A 15,170-nucleotide genomic window follows, 5' to 3' on the forward strand; every position below is an offset into this window, starting at 1 on the left:
CGTGTGTTAACCCGTCAACACCCGCGCCAGGGTCGCTTTAACTTTGCCCATGCCGTCGTGCAGCGCCTGCTCGATTTCAGCCATGGTAATCACCGCCGTGGTCTTGCCCGCTGCCGGGTTTACCACCAGCGCCAGACACGCGTAGTCCAGGTCCAGCTCGCGCGCTAACGCCGCTTCAGGCATGCCGGTCATGCCCACAATGTCGCAGCCATCACGCTCAAGACGGGCGATTTCAGCCACAGTTTCAAGGCGCGGGCCTTGGGTTGCAGCGTACACACCGTGAGTGCTGTAGGAACAGCCTTCGGCCGCCAGTGCGCTGATCAGTTTTTCACGCAGGGCTTCGGTGTAGGGAAAGCTGAAGTCGATGTGGGTTACGTGCTCCAGATCACCGGCGAAATAGGTATGCTCGCGGCCACTGGTGTAGTCGATCAACTGGTGCGGCACGCAGAAATGCCCGGTGCCCATCGCCATGTGAATCCCGCCCACGGCATTCACTGCCAAAATCGCCTCGGCACCTGCCTGTTTCAATGCCCACAGGTTGGCGCGGTAGTTGACTTGATGCGGCGGCACCCGATGCGGATGGCCGTGGCGGGCCAGAAACAGCACTTCACGGCCGCCATATTCACCGATCTGGATATCGGCTGAAGTCGGGCCGTAAGGCGTATCCAACGCCAGCGAACGGCTGATGGTCAAGCCGTCGAGTTGGGTCAGCCCCGTGCCACCAATAATTGCGTAAACCGTCATTGAATCTGCCTCTTGAAAACGTGCATTAATCAATCAATTGAGCATCTTTAAGGGCGCCCGTGGCCACCAGCCAGCGCGGGTCCTGGCGGTAGTCGGTGCTGGCCCAGGCTTGCGCACGCATCCGCGCAATACGCGCAGAAGGCGTGACTTTCAGGCGCTGAGCAGCACTGAGGGCCAACTCTGCAGCCGCACGGTCGTTACACACCAGGCCCATGTCGCACCCGGCAGACAAGGCTGCCTCAATGCGGCTCGCCGCATCGCCGACCACATGGGCACCCGCCATCGACAGGTCGTCACTGAAAATCACCCCGTCAAATTGCAGTTCACCACGCAAAATGTCCTGCAACCAGCGACGGGAGAACCCGGCAGGCTGGCTGTCGACTTGCGGGTAGATCACGTGCGCAGGCATCACGCCTGCCAAGTGCTTGCTCAGACGGGCAAATGGCACCAGATCATGGCTGCGAATCTGCTCCAGGCTACGTTCATCAGTCGGGATGGCGACATGCGAATCAGCCTCTGCCCACCCATGCCCCGGAAAATGCTTACCGGTCGCTGCCATGCCCGCCGCATTCATCCCGCGAATAAAGGCGCCTGCCAATTGGGCGGCGCGCTCAGGGTCACCTTCAAACGAGCGAGTCCCCACCACCGCACTGCGCTGGTAATCGAGGTCCAGCACTGGAGCAAAACTCAGGTCCAGCCCGACCGCCAACACTTCAGTGGCCATAATCCAGCCACACTGCTCGGCCAGGTACTCGGCGTTGGGGGTATCGGCGATTGCGCGCATCGCCGGCAGGCGGACAAAACCTTGGCGCAGACGCTGTACGCGGCCGCCTTCCTGGTCGACGGCCAGCAGCAAATCCGGGCGAATGGCGCGAATCGATGCACTCAACTCGCGCACCTGACGCGGGTGCTCAATGTTGCGGGCAAAGATGATCAGGCCGCCCACTTCAGGCTGGCGCAGCAATTGCCGGTCTTCAGCCGTCAACCAGGTACCGGCGACGTCCACCATCAAGGAACCTTGCAAGGCAGAACTCATGGGAAATCCTTAAAGAAATAAAGCGCTTATCAACCGGCTCTTCGCACCAGGCACAGCACGGCGCGCCGCGTGCCAGAGCGGCAGCGGCGAAGAGCGAGACGGGAGTAAGTCTAGGTTGGGCATGGCGGCTAGCTTAGCGGAACAAAGCTGCCGCGCCCACCCGCACGCGGTCAAACCTTGGCGGCAACCGGCGGGGTTTTGGTCCGGGGGCGAAGCTGTGCGCTGGCCATGGCCGGGTCAGTGACACCGCTGTCGGCACGCATGCCGGCCGCAAGGAAAGGCACCATCAGGCGCATCACCTGCTCGATCGAGGTGTTCACCCCAAAATCGGTTTCAGCGATGGCCCGCAAGGCCTTGATCCCGGACATGCTGAACGCTGCCGCACCCAGCATAAAGTGCACGCGCCAGAACAGCTCAATCGGCGGGATCTGCGGGGCCGCTTCATTAACCAGCAACATATAGCGGCGAAACACCTTGCCATACATGTCTTCGAGATAACGCCGCAAGTGCCCTTGGCTCTGGCTGAAGGCCAAGCCCAGCAGGCGCATGAATATTGACAGGTCATTACCACTGCGCGGCTGGATTACCAGCGCCTGTTCGACCAGCATCTCCAGCAATTCTTCAAGGCTGGGGCGCTGCTCTGGCTTGGCCTGACGGCGCTCCAGTTCGCGGTCCAGATTGGCGCAGAACGGCCCCAGAAAACGCGAGAAAACAGCCTGGATCAAGGCTTTCTTGGAACCAAAATGGTAATTGACCGCCGCCAGGTTGACCGAGGCTTTGCTGGTAATCAGCCGCAATGAAGTTTCAGCAAAACCTTTTTCCGCGAACAGCTGCTCAGCAGCATCAAGGATACGTTCAACGGTTTCCGACTGGGCCATGGCTACTCCGCCTGACAAAACATTAAAACATCTGTTTGAAACATACGTTTCGACCTGTAAAAAGTCAAGGCGGCGTGTTCGGTTTGCGACCGGGCGGTCTCGCATTTAACCACAGCCGCCGCCAGCAAGGCTTTGCCTTCTAAAAGGCTAAGCCTGCAAAGCATTGATGACCGTCCAGCGGACGGCAGAAAATGGAGGATTGCCAATAAGCCTTCACTGTATATAATCCCAGTCACTGTATAAAAAGACAGAGCGATCACCATGTTAAAACTGACGCCACGCCAAGCTGAGATCCTGGCCTTCATCAAGCGATGCCTGGATGACAACGGATACCCGCCCACCCGTGCCGAGATCGCACAGGAACTGGGCTTCAAGTCTCCGAACGCCGCTGAAGAACACCTCAAGGCCCTTGCTCGCAAGGGTGCCATCGAAATGACCCCGGGCGCCTCGCGCGGTATTCGTATCCCTGGCTTTGAAGCCAAGGCCGACGAATCCACATTGCCCATCATCGGCCGGGTCGCTGCCGGCGCGCCGATCCTGGCGCAAGAGCACGTCGAAGAGTCCTGCAACATCAACCCGACGTTCTTCCATCCGCGTGCCGACTACCTGCTGCGGGTCCAGGGCATGAGCATGAAGGACGTCGGCATCTTTGATGGAGACCTTCTGGCTGTGCATACCTGCCGCGAAGCCCGCAACGGCCAGATTGTGGTAGCCCGTATCGACGACGAAGTGACCGTCAAGCGCTTCAAGCGCGAAGGCAACAAGGTCTGGCTAATCGCTGAAAACCCGGATTTCCAGCCCATTGAGGTCAATCTCAAAGAGCAGGAACTGGTTATCGAAGGCCTGAGCGTCGGCGTCATACGCCGCTAATAGGAGACGTCATGCAGTTCCCACACACACCGCTGCCAGCACAACTCCCCTTGTTCGAAGTGTTCATGGCACAACCCATGGCCCCTGCGATCAAAGAAGTGCTCGATGCACCCTGGAGCGCCGAACCTGAAGTTTTCAGTGAATTGTCGCTGCGCGGTGCTGCCGGAAACTGCCTGAACCTGCTGGCGCCCATGCTTCGCGAACTCAGCGAGCAACAAGACGACCGTTGGCTGACCCTGATTGCCCCGCCTGCCAGCCTGACTCAAAGCTGGTTGCGCGAGGCAGGGCTGAACCGCGAGCGCATTCTGCTCCTGCAACCCAACGGCAACAAAAGTGCTTTGCAACTGACTTGCGAAGCACTGCGCCTGGGCCGTAGCCATACTGTGGTCAGCTGGATCAACCCGCTGACTGCCGGCGCTCGCCAACAATTGGTCAGCGCAGCACGTACCGGCCACGGGCAAAGCCTGAATATTCGTTTGGGTTAAGCGGTTGTCACTAACTGCCACAGTGCTTGCGCGCCCTGCACAAGCCTGCCAGTAATGCCTGCCAGCCTGAACACTTAGTGCAGGATGCGCGGGCCTTCATCTTTTTCAAGCTCGCCTTCGGCCAATCGGCCTGCCATCTGAACACCGACGCTGAGCATGGCTTTGGCCACCTCTACGTGCTGACCTTGTAGAAAGGCCTTGGCATCTTCAGAAAAGTTAAGCGTCACCAAAGACCCCTCGTCTTCAGCCCGGCGCAACTCGATACGGCCGTCTGGTAATTCGACAATTTCTAGAAAGGACGTTGGCATAAAGGTTTGTTCTCCACGAAAGCGCGGGATTATATCAGTCATCCATTGTAATTTTTCCAGGATATGAGCCTGTTTCATTACCGACTGATGAATGACTGTACAGTTTTATCCGCGACCTTCAACACTCATTTAGTCCGTCACGAAACCTGATGGCCAAACTTTTGAGGTTTTGGCGCCACTCCTCCAGCGTCTCCCGGCTTAATTCTTCGGGCGCTTCATCCTCCAGATTGACCGCCTCAATCAGGGGCTGAAAAACGTCTGCCTTAACCTTCTTCGGCGCCTGCAACGGCTGGTACAACGCTGCGTGAGTGGCAACCAATTGCGCCAGCCAGGTATGCGGCGCTCTGGCCAGTTCGACCATTTCTGCCAACTCTGGAATGGCTATGGCGTCCAAAACTTCTTGAGTCAGCAGCAACTCGACCCGCGGAGCGTTTGCTTGAGGCAAGCGATAAAAGCCGGCGATTTCATGGCATAAGCCGAGTAAAGCCCCATACAAATGAAAAATGGCCGATTCGCGTTCAGCCTGAACCAGCGCCTGAGCATTCATGGCCCGCCCCTCCCCGGCCTTGTTCATGGCCTCAAGGGCCAAACCGGCGAAATATATTTTCTGATTGGTACGGGTATAGAGTTCGTGAGCCATGTTGAGGCGCTCCACAGCGAATGGGGTAAGGGCTGACAGCAGTCTCAGGTATAGGGGATAAGGGCGCAAGGCCATGACGAGAGGATTTTTGCCCAAGATCAAAAGATCGCGAGGCAAGCTCGCTCCTACAGGCTGCACCGCCAGTAGTCGCTGCCGAGGCACGAAGGCTGCGATGGGTAGCGAAGCTGCCCCACCCAAAATCAAAAAAACCGCGCAAGGCATGCAGCCCTTGCGCGGTTTATGTAGTGAGGTCAGTTCAGTTTCAAGCGTCTTTTTCTTTGCGCTTGTCTTCTACTTTCCAGCTACCACCGTCGTAGAACGCACGCCAGCCGGTCGGCTTGCCGTCCACTTCGGTCTGTACGTATTGCTCTTTGGTCTTGCGGCTGTAACGAATCACGGCCGGGCGACCTTCCGGGTCTTTCTTCGGCGCTTCACACAAGAAGTGGTACTTAGGATCAATCTCATCCTTGTGCGGGATGATTTCGATCACCAACGGTGCGCGGGTCTCACGGTTTTTCGGAAACTGGCTCGCCGCCAGGAACAACCCCGAAGCACCATCACGCAGGATGTAGGTGTCGTCGACCTTCTCGCACTTGAGCTCCGGCATTTTCACCGGGTCCATTTTCGGTGGCGCCGCTTCACCGCTTTTCAGCAGTTTGCGAGTGTTCTTGCACTCCGAATTGGTGCAACCAAAGAACTTGCCGAAACGCCCGGTCTTGAGCTGCATCTCACTGCCGCACTTGTCGCACTCCAGGCTCGGCCCTTCGTAGCCCTTGATGCGGTAGTTGCCTTCTTCGATCTCGTAACCCACGCAATCCGGGTTGTTACCGCAGATGTGCAGCTTGTGTTTTTCATCCAGCAGGTAAGCATCCATTGCCGTGCTGCAGATCGGGCAGCGGTGTTTGCCCAACAGCACCAGAGACTCGGACTCACCCTCATCATCCGCAGCGATTTCATCGCCCGGCACCAGGTTGACGGTGGCCTTGCAACGCTCTTTAGGCGGCAGGCTGTAACCCGAGCAACCCAGGAACACGCCGGTGGAGGCCGTACGGATTTGCATCGGACGACCGCATTCCTTGCACGGAATATCGGTCATGACCGGTTCGTTGGCACGCATGCCGCCGTCCGGTGCTGCTGCTACTTCAAGCTTTTTCTTGAAGTCGCCGTAGAACTCGTCCAGCACGTTTTTCCAGTCGCGCTCGCCTTGTGCGACGTCATCGAGGTTCTCTTCCATGCCGGCGGTGAAGCCGTAGTCCATGAGGTCAGAGAAGCTCTCAGACAGACGCTCGGTAACGATGTCGCCCATTTTCTCGGAGTAGAAACGACGGTTGTGCAACGCCACGTAACCGCGGTCCTGGATGGTTCCGATAATCGCTGCGTAGGTCGACGGACGACCAATACCGCGTTTTTCCATCTCTTTCACCAGGCTCGCTTCCGAATAACGCGCAGGCGGCTTGGTGAAATGCTGACTCGGGTCCAGTTGGATCAGCTTGAGCACGTCACCCTGAGCCATGTCCGGCAGTACATCGTCATCGCCAGGCTTGGTGATTTGCGGCATTACGCGGGTGTAACCGTCGAACTTGAGGATACGACCCTTGGCACGCAGCTCGAAGTCGCCTGCGGCCACGCTGACGGTGGTCGACAGATATTTGGCCGGCAGCATCTGGCACGCCACGAACTGGCGCCAGATGAGCTCGTAGAGGCGCTCAGCATCGCGCTCCATGCCCGACAGCTTGCTCGGGTGCATATTCACGTCTGAAGGACGAATCGCTTCGTGAGCCTCTTGTGCGCCTTCCTTGCTGCTGTACACGTTAGGCGTCGGCGGCAGGTACGACTCGCCGAACTCGCTTTCAATGTAAGTGCGCGCCATCGCGACCGCATCGGCCGAGAGGTTGGTGGAGTCGGTACGCATGTACGTGATGTAGCCCGCTTCATACAAGCGCTGAGCCATCATCATGGTTTTCTTCACCCCGAAGCCCAAGCGGTTACTCGCGGCCTGTTGCAGGGTGGAGGTAATAAACGGTGCCGACGGCTTGCTGCTGGTCGGTTTGTCTTCGCGCTTGGCAATGGTGTAGCTGGAAGCCTTGAGCTTCTCCAGCGCAGCCATGGCCTGGGCTTCGTTCAGCGGCTTGAAGGCTTCGCCGTTTTCGCGGGCCACATCAAAGCGCACTTTCGCACCCTTGGCAGTGCCCAGGTCTGCGTGAACTTCCCAGTATTCTTCGGGGTTGAACGCACGAATCTCGCGCTCACGCTCAACCACCAGCTTGACCGCTACCGACTGCACACGGCCAGCCGACAGGCCACGGGCAATTTTGGCCCACAGCAGTGGCGAGACCATGTAGCCCACCACGCGGTCGAGGAAGCGACGCGCCTGCTGTGCATTCACACGGTTGATATCCAGCTCGCCCGGCTTGGAGAAGGCTTCTTGAATCGCCTTCTTGGTGATCTCGTTGAACACCACGCGCTTATAGCGGCTGTCGTCACCCCCGATGGCTTCGCGCAGGTGCCAGGCAATGGCTTCCCCCTCGCGATCCAAGTCGGTTGCGAGATAGATGGTGTCAGCATCTTTGGCGAGCCGGCGCAGCTCTTCAATGACCTTTTCCTTGCCGGGCAGGATCTCGTACTTGGCTTTCCAGCCATGCTCGGGATCGACCCCCATGCGCGAGATCAGCTGCTTTTGAGCTTTCTCTTTAGGCGACAGGGCCGGCGCTTCGCCCGCCGCTGCCTTGCCACGCTTGGCAGCAGGTTCTTTACTGGCGCTAGCCGAACCGCTGGTGGGCAGGTCTCGGATATGGCCGATACTCGACTTCACCACGTACTCGTTGCCCAAGTACTTGTTGATGGTCTTGGCCTTAGCCGGGGATTCCACAATGACCAGCGATTTGCCCATGGATCAGAAAATTCCTGAATTCTAGAAGTGAAAGGCGGTGAGCGCCTGACGCGGCACCGCTATATATAGTGGCTACAAGGTGAGGTCAAGCACAGGGTTCTGCGCGACCAAGCCTCATGGCCGGGAAAAAATGCTCGGTTCAGCCTCAATCAAGGCAAAACGCGGGACTTGCTCACCGTCAACGATGACCGTCTCAAGGAACATGCTCAGCGGGCGAACCCAAAAGCCGAAATCGCCATACAGGGCTTGGTAAAACACCACTTCCTCTTCGGTTTCAGAGTGGCGAGCCACATTGAATACCCGATATTGCGGCCCTTTGTAATGCTGATAGAGCCCAGGTTGTAGCGGCATGTTGCGGCCCCCTGCAAGAAAAAATAAAAAAAAGCCTAAAAACAAAAACCGGGGCACATGGCCCCGGCTTCCATCAACGCAACGCTTTAAACGCGTTCGAAGACAGTGGCAATGCCCTGGCCAAGACCAATGCACATGGTGGACAACCCGAAAGTGCCGCCATTTTGCTTCATCACATTGAGCAAAGTGCCGGAGATGCGAGCACCCGAGCATCCAAATGGATGGCCCAGAGCAATTGCACCGCCGTGCAGGTTAACCTTCTCATTCATCTTGTCGAGCACTTTCAAATCTTTCAGCACTGGCAGGGCCTGTGCAGCGAAAGCTTCGTTAAGCTCAATGAAGTCGATATCGGCCATATTCAAGCCTGCGCGCTTCAATGCTTTTTGTGTTGCCGGTACTGGACCATAGCCCATGATTGCCGGGTCCACACCTGCCAGTGCCATCGAGCGGATCACGGCCAGCGGCTCCAGACCCAGATCTTTGGCGCGCTGGGCGGACATGACGATCATGCACGAAGCACCGTCGGTGATCTGCGACGAAGTGCCCGCAGTCACGGTCCCGCCTTTAGGGTTGAAGGCTGGCTTCAAGGCGGCCAGGCTTTCCAGGGTGGTTTCCGGACGGATAGTTTCATCGTAGTCGAAAACTTTCAGGAAGCCGTTTTCGTCATACCCCTGCATCGGGATGATTTCGTCCTTGAACTTGCCTTCAATCGTTGCCTTGTGGGCCAACTGATGCGAACGCACGCCAAAGGCATCCTGCTGCTCACGGGTGATGCCGTGCATCTTGCCAAGCATTTCAGCGGTCAGGCCCATCATGCCCGACGCTTTTGCTGCGTACAGCGACATGTGCGGGTTAGGGTCAACGCCGTGCATCATACTCACGTGGCCCATGTGCTCGACGCCGCCCACGACAAACACATCACCGTTTCCGGTCATGATGGCTTGCGCGGCGGTGTGCAGTGCGCTCATGGACGAGCCGCACAGACGGCTCACGGTTTGTGCCGCCGACGTGTGCGGGATCTGGGTCATCAGCGACGCCATGCGCGCGATGTTCCAGCCTTGCTCCAGGGTCTGGTTAACACAGCCCCAGATCACGTCTTCGACTTCAGCCGGGTCAACCTTGCTGTTGCGCTCCAGCACTTTGCTGATCAGGTGCGCCGACATGTCTTCGGCGCGGGTGTTGCGGTGCATGCCACCCTTGGAGCGGCCCATCGGGGTGCGACCGAAGTCGACAATCACCACGTCTCTAGGATTCAAGCTCATAATTTCACTCTCACTCTAATGGGGCGCTTAACCGAAGAAGCTCTGACCGTTTTTGGCCATTTCACGCAGCTTCGCAGTCGGGTGGTACAGCGCGCCCAGTTCAGCGTACTGATCAGCCAAGGCTACGAACTCTGCCACACCGATCGAGTCGATGTAGCGCAGCGCGCCGCCACGGAACAGCGGGAAGCCAATGCCATAGACCAGGCCCATGTCGGCCTCGGCTGCCGTTTCAACAATGCCGTCTTCCAGGCAACGCACGGTTTCCAGGCACAGCGGGATCATCATCCAGTTGATGATGTCTTCGTCGGTGACGTCGCGCTGCTCGTAGACAATCGGCTTGAGCACTTCAAGCACGCTCGAATCCACGACTTTCTTCTGCTTGCCTTTCTTGTCCGCCTCGTAGGCGTAGAAACCTTTGCCGTTTTTCTGACCCAGGCGGTTGGCTTCGTACAGCGCATCGACTGCAGAACGACGGTCGTCTTTCATGCGATCCGGGAAGCCTTCAGCCATTACGTCACGGCCGTGGTGACCGGTGTCGATACCGACCACGTCCATAAGGTAGGCCGGGCCCATCGGCCAGCCGAATTTTTCCATCACTTTGTCGATACGCACAAAGTCGACACCGGCGCTGACCAGCTTGGCGAAACCGCCGAAGTACGGGAACAGGACGCGGTTGACCAAAAAGCCCGGGCAGTCGTTGACCACGATCGGGTTTTTGCCCATTTTCTTGGCGTAGGCAACCGTGGTGGCAACCGCCAGATCACTGGACTTCTCGCCACGGATCACTTCAACCAGCGGCATCATGTGCACCGGGTTAAAGAAGTGCATGCCGACAAAGTTTTCAGGACGCTTGAGCGCTTTGGCCAGCAGGCTGATGGAAATGGTCGAGGTGTTGGAAGCCAGAATGGCGTCTTCACGCACGTGGTTTTCCACTTCAGCGAGTACCGCTTGCTTGACCTTCGGGTTTTCAACAACGGCTTCGACCACCAGGTCGACGTTGCCGAAATCGCCGTAAGACAAGGTAGGACGAATACCGTTAAGGATTTCAGCCATTTTGGCCGGGGTCATGCGACCTTTATCAACGCGGCCCACCAGCAGCTTGGCGGCTTCTGCCAGACCTTGCTCGATGCCGTGCTCGTTGATGTCCTTCATCAGGATCGGCGTACCTTTGGAAGCCGACTGATAGGCAATACCGCCACCCATGATGCCGGCACCAAGAACGGCGGCCTGCTTCACGTCTTTGGCGATCTTGTCGTAGATCTTGGCTTTTTTCTTCAGTTCCTGATCGTTCAGGAACAAGCCGATCAAGGCATTCGAAGCCGAGGTTTTGGCCAGTTTGGCAAAGCCTGCCGCTTCCACTTCCAGCGCTTTGTCGCGACCGAAGTTCGCGGCTTTCTGGATGGTCTTGATCGCTTCAACCGGCGCCGGGTAGTTCGGGCCAGCCTGGCCTGCAACGAAACCTTTGGCGGTTTCGAAAGCCATCATTTGTTCAATCGCGTTCAGCTTGAGTTTTTCAAGCTTTGGCTGGCGCTTGGCCTTGTAATCCAGTTCGCCGCTGATGGCGCGCTTGATCACGTCCAGTGCAGCGTCTGTCAGCTTGGCAACCGGCACCACGACATCAACCGCGCTGACTTTCAGCGCGTCTTCGGCACGGTTTTCTTTACCCGAGGCGATCCACTCAACTGCGTTATCAACGCCGATCAGACGTGGCAGACGGACGGTGCCGCCGAAGCCCGGGTAGATGCCCAGCTTGACTTCTGGCAGGCCGATCTTGGCGCTGTCGGCCATGACGCGGAAGTCCGCAGCCAGGCACATTTCCAGACCGCCACCCAACGCTATGCCATTGATCACGGCAACAGTCGGGACATTGAGGTCTTCGAAATCACTGAAGATTTTGTTGGCTTCGAGGTTGCCCGCGATCAGCTCGGCATCCGGCAACTTGAAGTTTTCGACGAATTCGGTGATGTCAGCGCCGACGATGAAGACGTCTTTGCCACTGGAAACGATGACACCCTTGACCGAAGCATCTGCCTTGATCGCATCCACTGCCTGACGCAATTCATTCAGGGTTAGACGGTTGAACTTGTTGACGGACTCACCCTTGAGATCGAACTTGAGTTCGACGATGCCACTTTCAAGAGCCGTAACCGTGATGGCTTTACCTTCGTAAATCATCAACTGATCTCCACGATATGGAAGCTGAACAGTACACGTCGGACGCTAGCGTCTGGCTGTCATTGACCGTTGTGTCAATGCTGATGCCAATCCGCCAGGCACACCCGCCAACGCGATAGTCGGGATTCTGCGAGCATCGTCTGACAAGACAAACACCCGATTCATACGCCCGTTTGATTTGGGTGTCGACACATTCACGGAAAAGCCAACGATTGTCAATTGTCCAAAACAAGGATGACAAAACGACTCACCGGTCAGATTTAAAACCCGCGCAAGAGCAGACAAGGATAGACAGGGATTTGCTGAGTGCGGCGTGGGGTTTTTACCGGCAGGAAGAATCAACGGTAGGAACTGCCGCAGGCTGCGATCTTTAGATTTTAAAGATCGCAGCCTGCGGCAGCTCCTACGGTCCGAGGCAAGGTAGAAAGCGGCTTACGCCAGGGCTTTAAGCACTTGATCAATGGCTTGCAGGACGTCTGGCTCGCCTTTTTCGCCCCAGTACAAGGCAATCATTTGTGGCCCGGCTTCAACTTTGTACACGTTGGCCGGCAATTTATTGAACTGGGTCAGCAAGCGTTCATCCGTGCAGACTTCACGCCACTGATTGACCCATATTCCCGGCGCTGATTGCCAATAGCACCAGACTTCAGGCTTAGTACCCCGACGCGGACGATGAAACTGCGCACACGAGCCCGGCGGCTCAGGTTCAAGCCAGTGCGGCCACTCCTGGCTCGCCAGTTGCATTGCCAACCCCATGCGCCGGGCTTCCATGCGTAATGCCATGCGACCACTCTGGCGCCGCGAAGGTCGCAGCCAGGCCAAAGGGCTCAGAACCAGCACCAGGATTGACACCACGATCCATACCGTCATATTTCTACTCTCATCACTTTATAAACGAGTTGATCCCGATCCATAACACGCCTCAATAAACGGGCCATACTCATCATTAATCTCCCTTACAGGAACGCTTCACATGACCTCGCCGATGCCCTACAAACATATTTTAGTTGCCGTCGACCTGACCGAAGAATGCGACCCCGTAATCTATCGCGCCAGCGCCAGCGCTGAAGCGAACAATGCAAAACTGTCGCTCATCCATATCGTCGAGCCCATGGCGATGGCCTTTGGTGGTGACGTCCCCATGGACCTGTCACAGCTTCAGCAACAGCAGTTCGACCAGGCCAAGGCGCGTCTTGAGCGCCTGATCGACATCTATCCACAACTGTCCAAAGACAACTGCCACCTCAAATACGGCCAGCCACGCCAGGAAATCCACGGCTTTGCCAAAGAGCACGGCTGCGAACTGATCGTCGTCGGCAGCCATGGCCGCCACGGTCTGGCGCTGTTACTGGGCTCTACCGCCAACGACGTACTGCACGGCGCACCGTGCGATGTACTGGCCGTGAGCCTGAAAAAACCCGAGTAAGGCCCGCCTTGCGCCCAACAAAAAGCCCGGCCCCTGATTAAAGGGCCGGGCTTTTTGTTTCAACGCACCGTCACTCAGGCATCCAACTCGGCCCAACGCTCAACCAATTGATCAAGCTCGGCTTGCAGCTTCTCCAGCTTGGCAATCACTGCTGCGGTTTCAGCAGCAGGACGCTGATAGAAGCCAGCTTCGGCCATTTCAGCCTCGACAGCCGCAATAGCCTGTTCTTTGGCATCGATGTCGCCCGGCAACGCTTCCAGCTCACGCTGAAGCTTGTAGCTGAGCTTCTTTTTCGCCGCAGGTGCAGGCTGTGCAGCGGCCGGTGCCGGTGCCGCGGTGACCACCGCCGAATTCAAGTCAGCCTTGCCCGACTTGCTTTCGGTGACGCCCAGCAGACGCGGCGAACCGCCCTGACGCAGCCAGTCCTGATAACCACCCACGTATTCACGTACCTTGCCTTCACCTTCGAAGACCAGCGTGCTGGTGACCACGTTGTCGAGGAATGCCCGGTCGTGGCTGACCATCAGCACAGTGCCCTGGAAGGTCAACAACACTTCTTCGAGCAACTCGAGGGTTTCTACGTCCAGGTCGTTGGTCGGTTCGTCGAGTACCAGCAAGTTGGCCGGTTTGCTGAACAACTTGGCCAGCAACAGACGCGCACGCTCACCACCCGACAGCGCCTTGACCGGCGTGCGGGCACGCTGCGGGCTGAACAGGAAGTCACCCAGATAGCTGAGGACGTGGCGGCTTTGACCGTCGATGTCGATAAAGTCGCGGCCTTCAGCCACGTTGTCGATCACGGTCTTTTCCAGGTCCAACTGGTGGCGCAATTGGTCGAAGTACGCCACGTCGATGCGCGTGCCCTCTTCCACTTTGCCGTCGGTGGGTTGCAGGCCGCCCAGCATCAGCTTGAGCAACGTGGTCTTGCCGGTACCGTTGGCGCCCAGCAGACCAATGCGGTCGCCGCGCTGCAGGACCATCGAAAAGTCTTTGACCAGGAACGGGCCGCCCGGGTGAGCAAAGCTGACGTTTTCCAGCACCATCACTTGTTTGCCGGACTTTTCAGCGGTATCGAGCTGAATGTTGGCCTTGCCGGTGCGCTCACGACGCTCGCTGCGCTCTACACGCAAGGCTTTCAAGGCACGAACACGGCCTTCGTTACGGGTACGACGGGCCTTGATGCCCTGACGGATCCACACTTCTTCCTGAGCCAGACGCTTGTCGAACAGCGCGTTGGCGGTTTCTTCTGCGGCCAAGGTGGCTTCTTTGTGCACCAGGAAGCTGGCGTAGTCGCCGTTCCAGTCGATCAGGCCACCCCGGTCCAGCTCCAGAATCCGGGTTGCCAGGTTCTGCAAGAAGGAACGGTCGTGGGTAATGAACAGCACAGCGCCCTGGAAGTCCTTCAAGGCCTCTTCCAGCCAGGCAATCGCGCCGATGTCCAAGTGGTTGGTCGGTTCGTCGAGCAGCAGCAAGTCAGGTTCGGAAACCAGTGCTTGCGCCAGCAGGACGCGACGACGCCAGCCACCCGACAACTCGGCGAGGGTTTTGTCAGCCGGCAACTGCAGGCGGCTCAGGGTGCTGTCGACCAATTGCTGCAAGCGCCAGCCATCACGGGCTTCAAGGTCTTGTTGGACGTGCATCAGTTTGTCCAGGTCGGCATCGGTGACGATGTTCTGGCTAAGGTGATGGTACTGGGCCAGCAATTCGCCGACACCGTCCAGACCTTGAGCCACCACGTCGAACACTGTCCGTCCGTCGGCTACCGGCAACTCTTGCGGCAATTCGCCAATCTTGAGCCCGGGTGCGCGCCAGACAGAGCCGTCGTCAGGCTTTTGATCACCTTTAACCAGCTTCATCATGCTGGACTTGCCGGTGCCGTTGCGGCCGATGATGCACACCCGCTCTCCACGGGCGATCTGCCAGGACACCTTGTCCAACAACGGCGTAGAGCCGAAAGCAAGGGACACATCGCTGAATTTGAGCAGGGTCATGAGCTTCTCCAAAAACTGGGCGCGCATTCTACCTGATTTGAGCCCGCAGGCGGCCGGGTATTTCGTGTACGGGCGCGTCTACCGTTCATTTCTGAACAAGATGCACCGGTTAGC

14 protein-coding genes are annotated in these 15,170 nt (G+C 57.7%); 3 read left to right on the forward strand and 11 right to left on the reverse strand.

The window, feature by feature from the left end; all coding sequences use genetic code 11:
* Positions 1 to 6 precede the first annotated feature (6 nt).
* From QMX84_RS05580 to QMX84_RS05590, 3 genes are all read right to left on the reverse strand, one after another.
* On the reverse strand, positions 7 to 744 hold the full coding sequence (locus QMX84_RS05580) for an S-methyl-5'-thioinosine phosphorylase (RefSeq protein WP_262125664.1): 738 nt from the start codon (positions 742 to 744) through the stop codon (positions 7 to 9).
* Positions 745 to 769: 25 nt separating this feature from the next.
* Entirely contained in the window at positions 770 to 1,780 is a 1,011-nt protein-coding gene (nagZ, locus tag QMX84_RS05585) for a beta-N-acetylhexosaminidase (RefSeq protein ID WP_048389317.1), read from the reverse strand.
* 170 nt (positions 1,781 to 1,950) lie between these two features.
* Complete coding sequence (locus QMX84_RS05590; protein ID WP_048368707.1) at positions 1,951 to 2,658, reverse strand: TetR/AcrR family transcriptional regulator; 708 nt, start codon at positions 2,656 to 2,658, stop codon at positions 1,951 to 1,953.
* 261 nt (positions 2,659 to 2,919) lie between these two features.
* Here QMX84_RS05590 and lexA point away from each other — a divergent pair, with 261 nt between their 5' ends.
* The gene (gene lexA / locus QMX84_RS05595) at positions 2,920 to 3,528 is read left to right on the forward strand and encodes a transcriptional repressor LexA (RefSeq protein ID WP_048368709.1); all 609 of its coding nucleotides are present in this window, start codon (positions 2,920 to 2,922) and stop codon (positions 3,526 to 3,528) included.
* 11 nt (positions 3,529 to 3,539) lie between these two features.
* Complete coding sequence (sulA, locus tag QMX84_RS05600; RefSeq protein WP_048389319.1) at positions 3,540 to 4,013, forward strand: SOS-induced cell division inhibitor SulA; 474 nt, start codon at positions 3,540 to 3,542, stop codon at positions 4,011 to 4,013.
* A 74-nt stretch (positions 4,014 to 4,087) separates the two neighbouring features.
* On the opposite strand, the gene QMX84_RS05605 is transcribed toward sulA, so the two are convergent.
* The 7 genes from QMX84_RS05605 to QMX84_RS05635 form a co-directional block, all read right to left on the reverse strand.
* Positions 4,088 to 4,321: a hypothetical protein gene (locus QMX84_RS05605; RefSeq protein WP_019408701.1), complete on the reverse strand. Its 234-nt coding sequence runs from the start codon at positions 4,319 to 4,321 to the stop codon at positions 4,088 to 4,090.
* Positions 4,322 to 4,439: 118 nt separating this feature from the next.
* Entirely contained in the window at positions 4,440 to 4,961 is a 522-nt protein-coding gene (locus QMX84_RS05610; protein WP_048368711.1) for a DUF6586 family protein, read from the reverse strand.
* A 262-nt stretch (positions 4,962 to 5,223) separates the two neighbouring features.
* Positions 5,224 to 7,851: a type I DNA topoisomerase gene (gene topA, locus QMX84_RS05615; RefSeq protein ID WP_153334238.1), complete on the reverse strand. Its 2,628-nt coding sequence runs from the start codon at positions 7,849 to 7,851 to the stop codon at positions 5,224 to 5,226.
* A 114-nt stretch (positions 7,852 to 7,965) separates the two neighbouring features.
* The gene (locus QMX84_RS05620) at positions 7,966 to 8,202 is read right to left on the reverse strand and encodes a DUF1653 domain-containing protein (RefSeq protein WP_048368808.1); all 237 of its coding nucleotides are present in this window, start codon (positions 8,200 to 8,202) and stop codon (positions 7,966 to 7,968) included.
* Between the two features lie 86 nt (positions 8,203 to 8,288).
* Positions 8,289 to 9,464 (reverse strand): acetyl-CoA C-acyltransferase FadA, encoded by a 1,176-nt coding sequence (fadA, locus tag QMX84_RS05625; protein ID WP_048368713.1) that lies wholly within the window; start codon positions 9,462 to 9,464, stop codon positions 8,289 to 8,291.
* 27 nt (positions 9,465 to 9,491) lie between these two features.
* Positions 9,492 to 11,639 carry a fatty acid oxidation complex subunit alpha FadB gene (fadB, locus tag QMX84_RS05630; protein ID WP_123750243.1) on the reverse strand — a complete coding sequence of 716 codons (2,148 nt, stop codon included), beginning with the start codon at positions 11,637 to 11,639 and terminating at the stop codon, positions 9,492 to 9,494.
* A gap of 432 nt (positions 11,640 to 12,071) precedes the next feature.
* A complete protein-coding gene (locus QMX84_RS05635; RefSeq protein WP_123750242.1) occupies positions 12,072 to 12,509 on the reverse strand; it encodes a hypothetical protein in 438 nt (145 codons plus the stop codon).
* A 115-nt stretch (positions 12,510 to 12,624) separates the two neighbouring features.
* Between QMX84_RS05635 and QMX84_RS05640 the strand changes: the two genes are divergently transcribed.
* Entirely contained in the window at positions 12,625 to 13,065 is a 441-nt protein-coding gene (locus QMX84_RS05640; RefSeq protein ID WP_048368809.1) for a universal stress protein, read from the forward strand.
* Positions 13,066 to 13,139: 74 nt separating this feature from the next.
* Here QMX84_RS05640 and QMX84_RS05645 read toward each other — a convergent pair whose 3' ends face one another.
* Complete coding sequence (locus tag QMX84_RS05645) at positions 13,140 to 15,056, reverse strand: ATP-binding cassette domain-containing protein (protein ID WP_048368810.1); 1,917 nt, start codon at positions 15,054 to 15,056, stop codon at positions 13,140 to 13,142.
* Positions 15,057 to 15,170: the final 114 nt, after the last annotated feature.

It is taken from the genome of Pseudomonas sp. PS01297 (assembly GCF_029959305.1).
GTDB lineage: Bacteria > Pseudomonadota > Gammaproteobacteria > Pseudomonadales > Pseudomonadaceae > Aquipseudomonas > Aquipseudomonas helleri.

What these genes read in the sequence shown, in the direction of transcription:
- QMX84_RS05580 (WP_262125664.1), bottom strand. Translation starts at nt 744, where the DNA reads ATGACGGTTTACGCAATTATTGGTGGCACGGGGCTGACCCAACTCGAC.
- nagZ (WP_048389317.1), bottom strand. Translation starts at nt 1,780, where the DNA reads ATGAGTTCTGCCTTGCAAGGTTCCTTGATGGTGGACGTCGCCGGTACC.
- QMX84_RS05590 (WP_048368707.1), bottom strand. Translation starts at nt 2,658, where the DNA reads ATGGCCCAGTCGGAAACCGTTGAACGTATCCTTGATGCTGCTGAGCAG.
- lexA (WP_048368709.1), top strand. Translation starts at nt 2,920, where the DNA reads ATGTTAAAACTGACGCCACGCCAAGCTGAGATCCTGGCCTTCATCAAG.
- sulA (WP_048389319.1), top strand. Translation starts at nt 3,540, where the DNA reads ATGCAGTTCCCACACACACCGCTGCCAGCACAACTCCCCTTGTTCGAA.
- QMX84_RS05605 (WP_019408701.1), bottom strand. Translation starts at nt 4,321, where the DNA reads ATGCCAACGTCCTTTCTAGAAATTGTCGAATTACCAGACGGCCGTATC.
- QMX84_RS05610 (WP_048368711.1), bottom strand. Translation starts at nt 4,961, where the DNA reads ATGGCTCACGAACTCTATACCCGTACCAATCAGAAAATATATTTCGCC.
- topA (WP_153334238.1), bottom strand. Translation starts at nt 7,851, where the DNA reads ATGGGCAAATCGCTGGTCATTGTGGAATCCCCGGCTAAGGCCAAGACC.
- QMX84_RS05620 (WP_048368808.1), bottom strand. Translation starts at nt 8,202, where the DNA reads ATGCCGCTACAACCTGGGCTCTATCAGCATTACAAAGGGCCGCAATAT.
- fadA (WP_048368713.1), bottom strand. Translation starts at nt 9,464, where the DNA reads ATGAGCTTGAATCCTAGAGACGTGGTGATTGTCGACTTCGGTCGCACC.
- fadB (WP_123750243.1), bottom strand. Translation starts at nt 11,639, where the DNA reads ATGATTTACGAAGGTAAAGCCATCACGGTTACGGCTCTTGAAAGTGGC.
- QMX84_RS05635 (WP_123750242.1), bottom strand. Translation starts at nt 12,509, where the DNA reads ATGACGGTATGGATCGTGGTGTCAATCCTGGTGCTGGTTCTGAGCCCT.
- QMX84_RS05640 (WP_048368809.1), top strand. Translation starts at nt 12,625, where the DNA reads ATGCCCTACAAACATATTTTAGTTGCCGTCGACCTGACCGAAGAATGC.
- QMX84_RS05645 (WP_048368810.1), bottom strand. Translation starts at nt 15,056, where the DNA reads ATGACCCTGCTCAAATTCAGCGATGTGTCCCTTGCTTTCGGCTCTACG.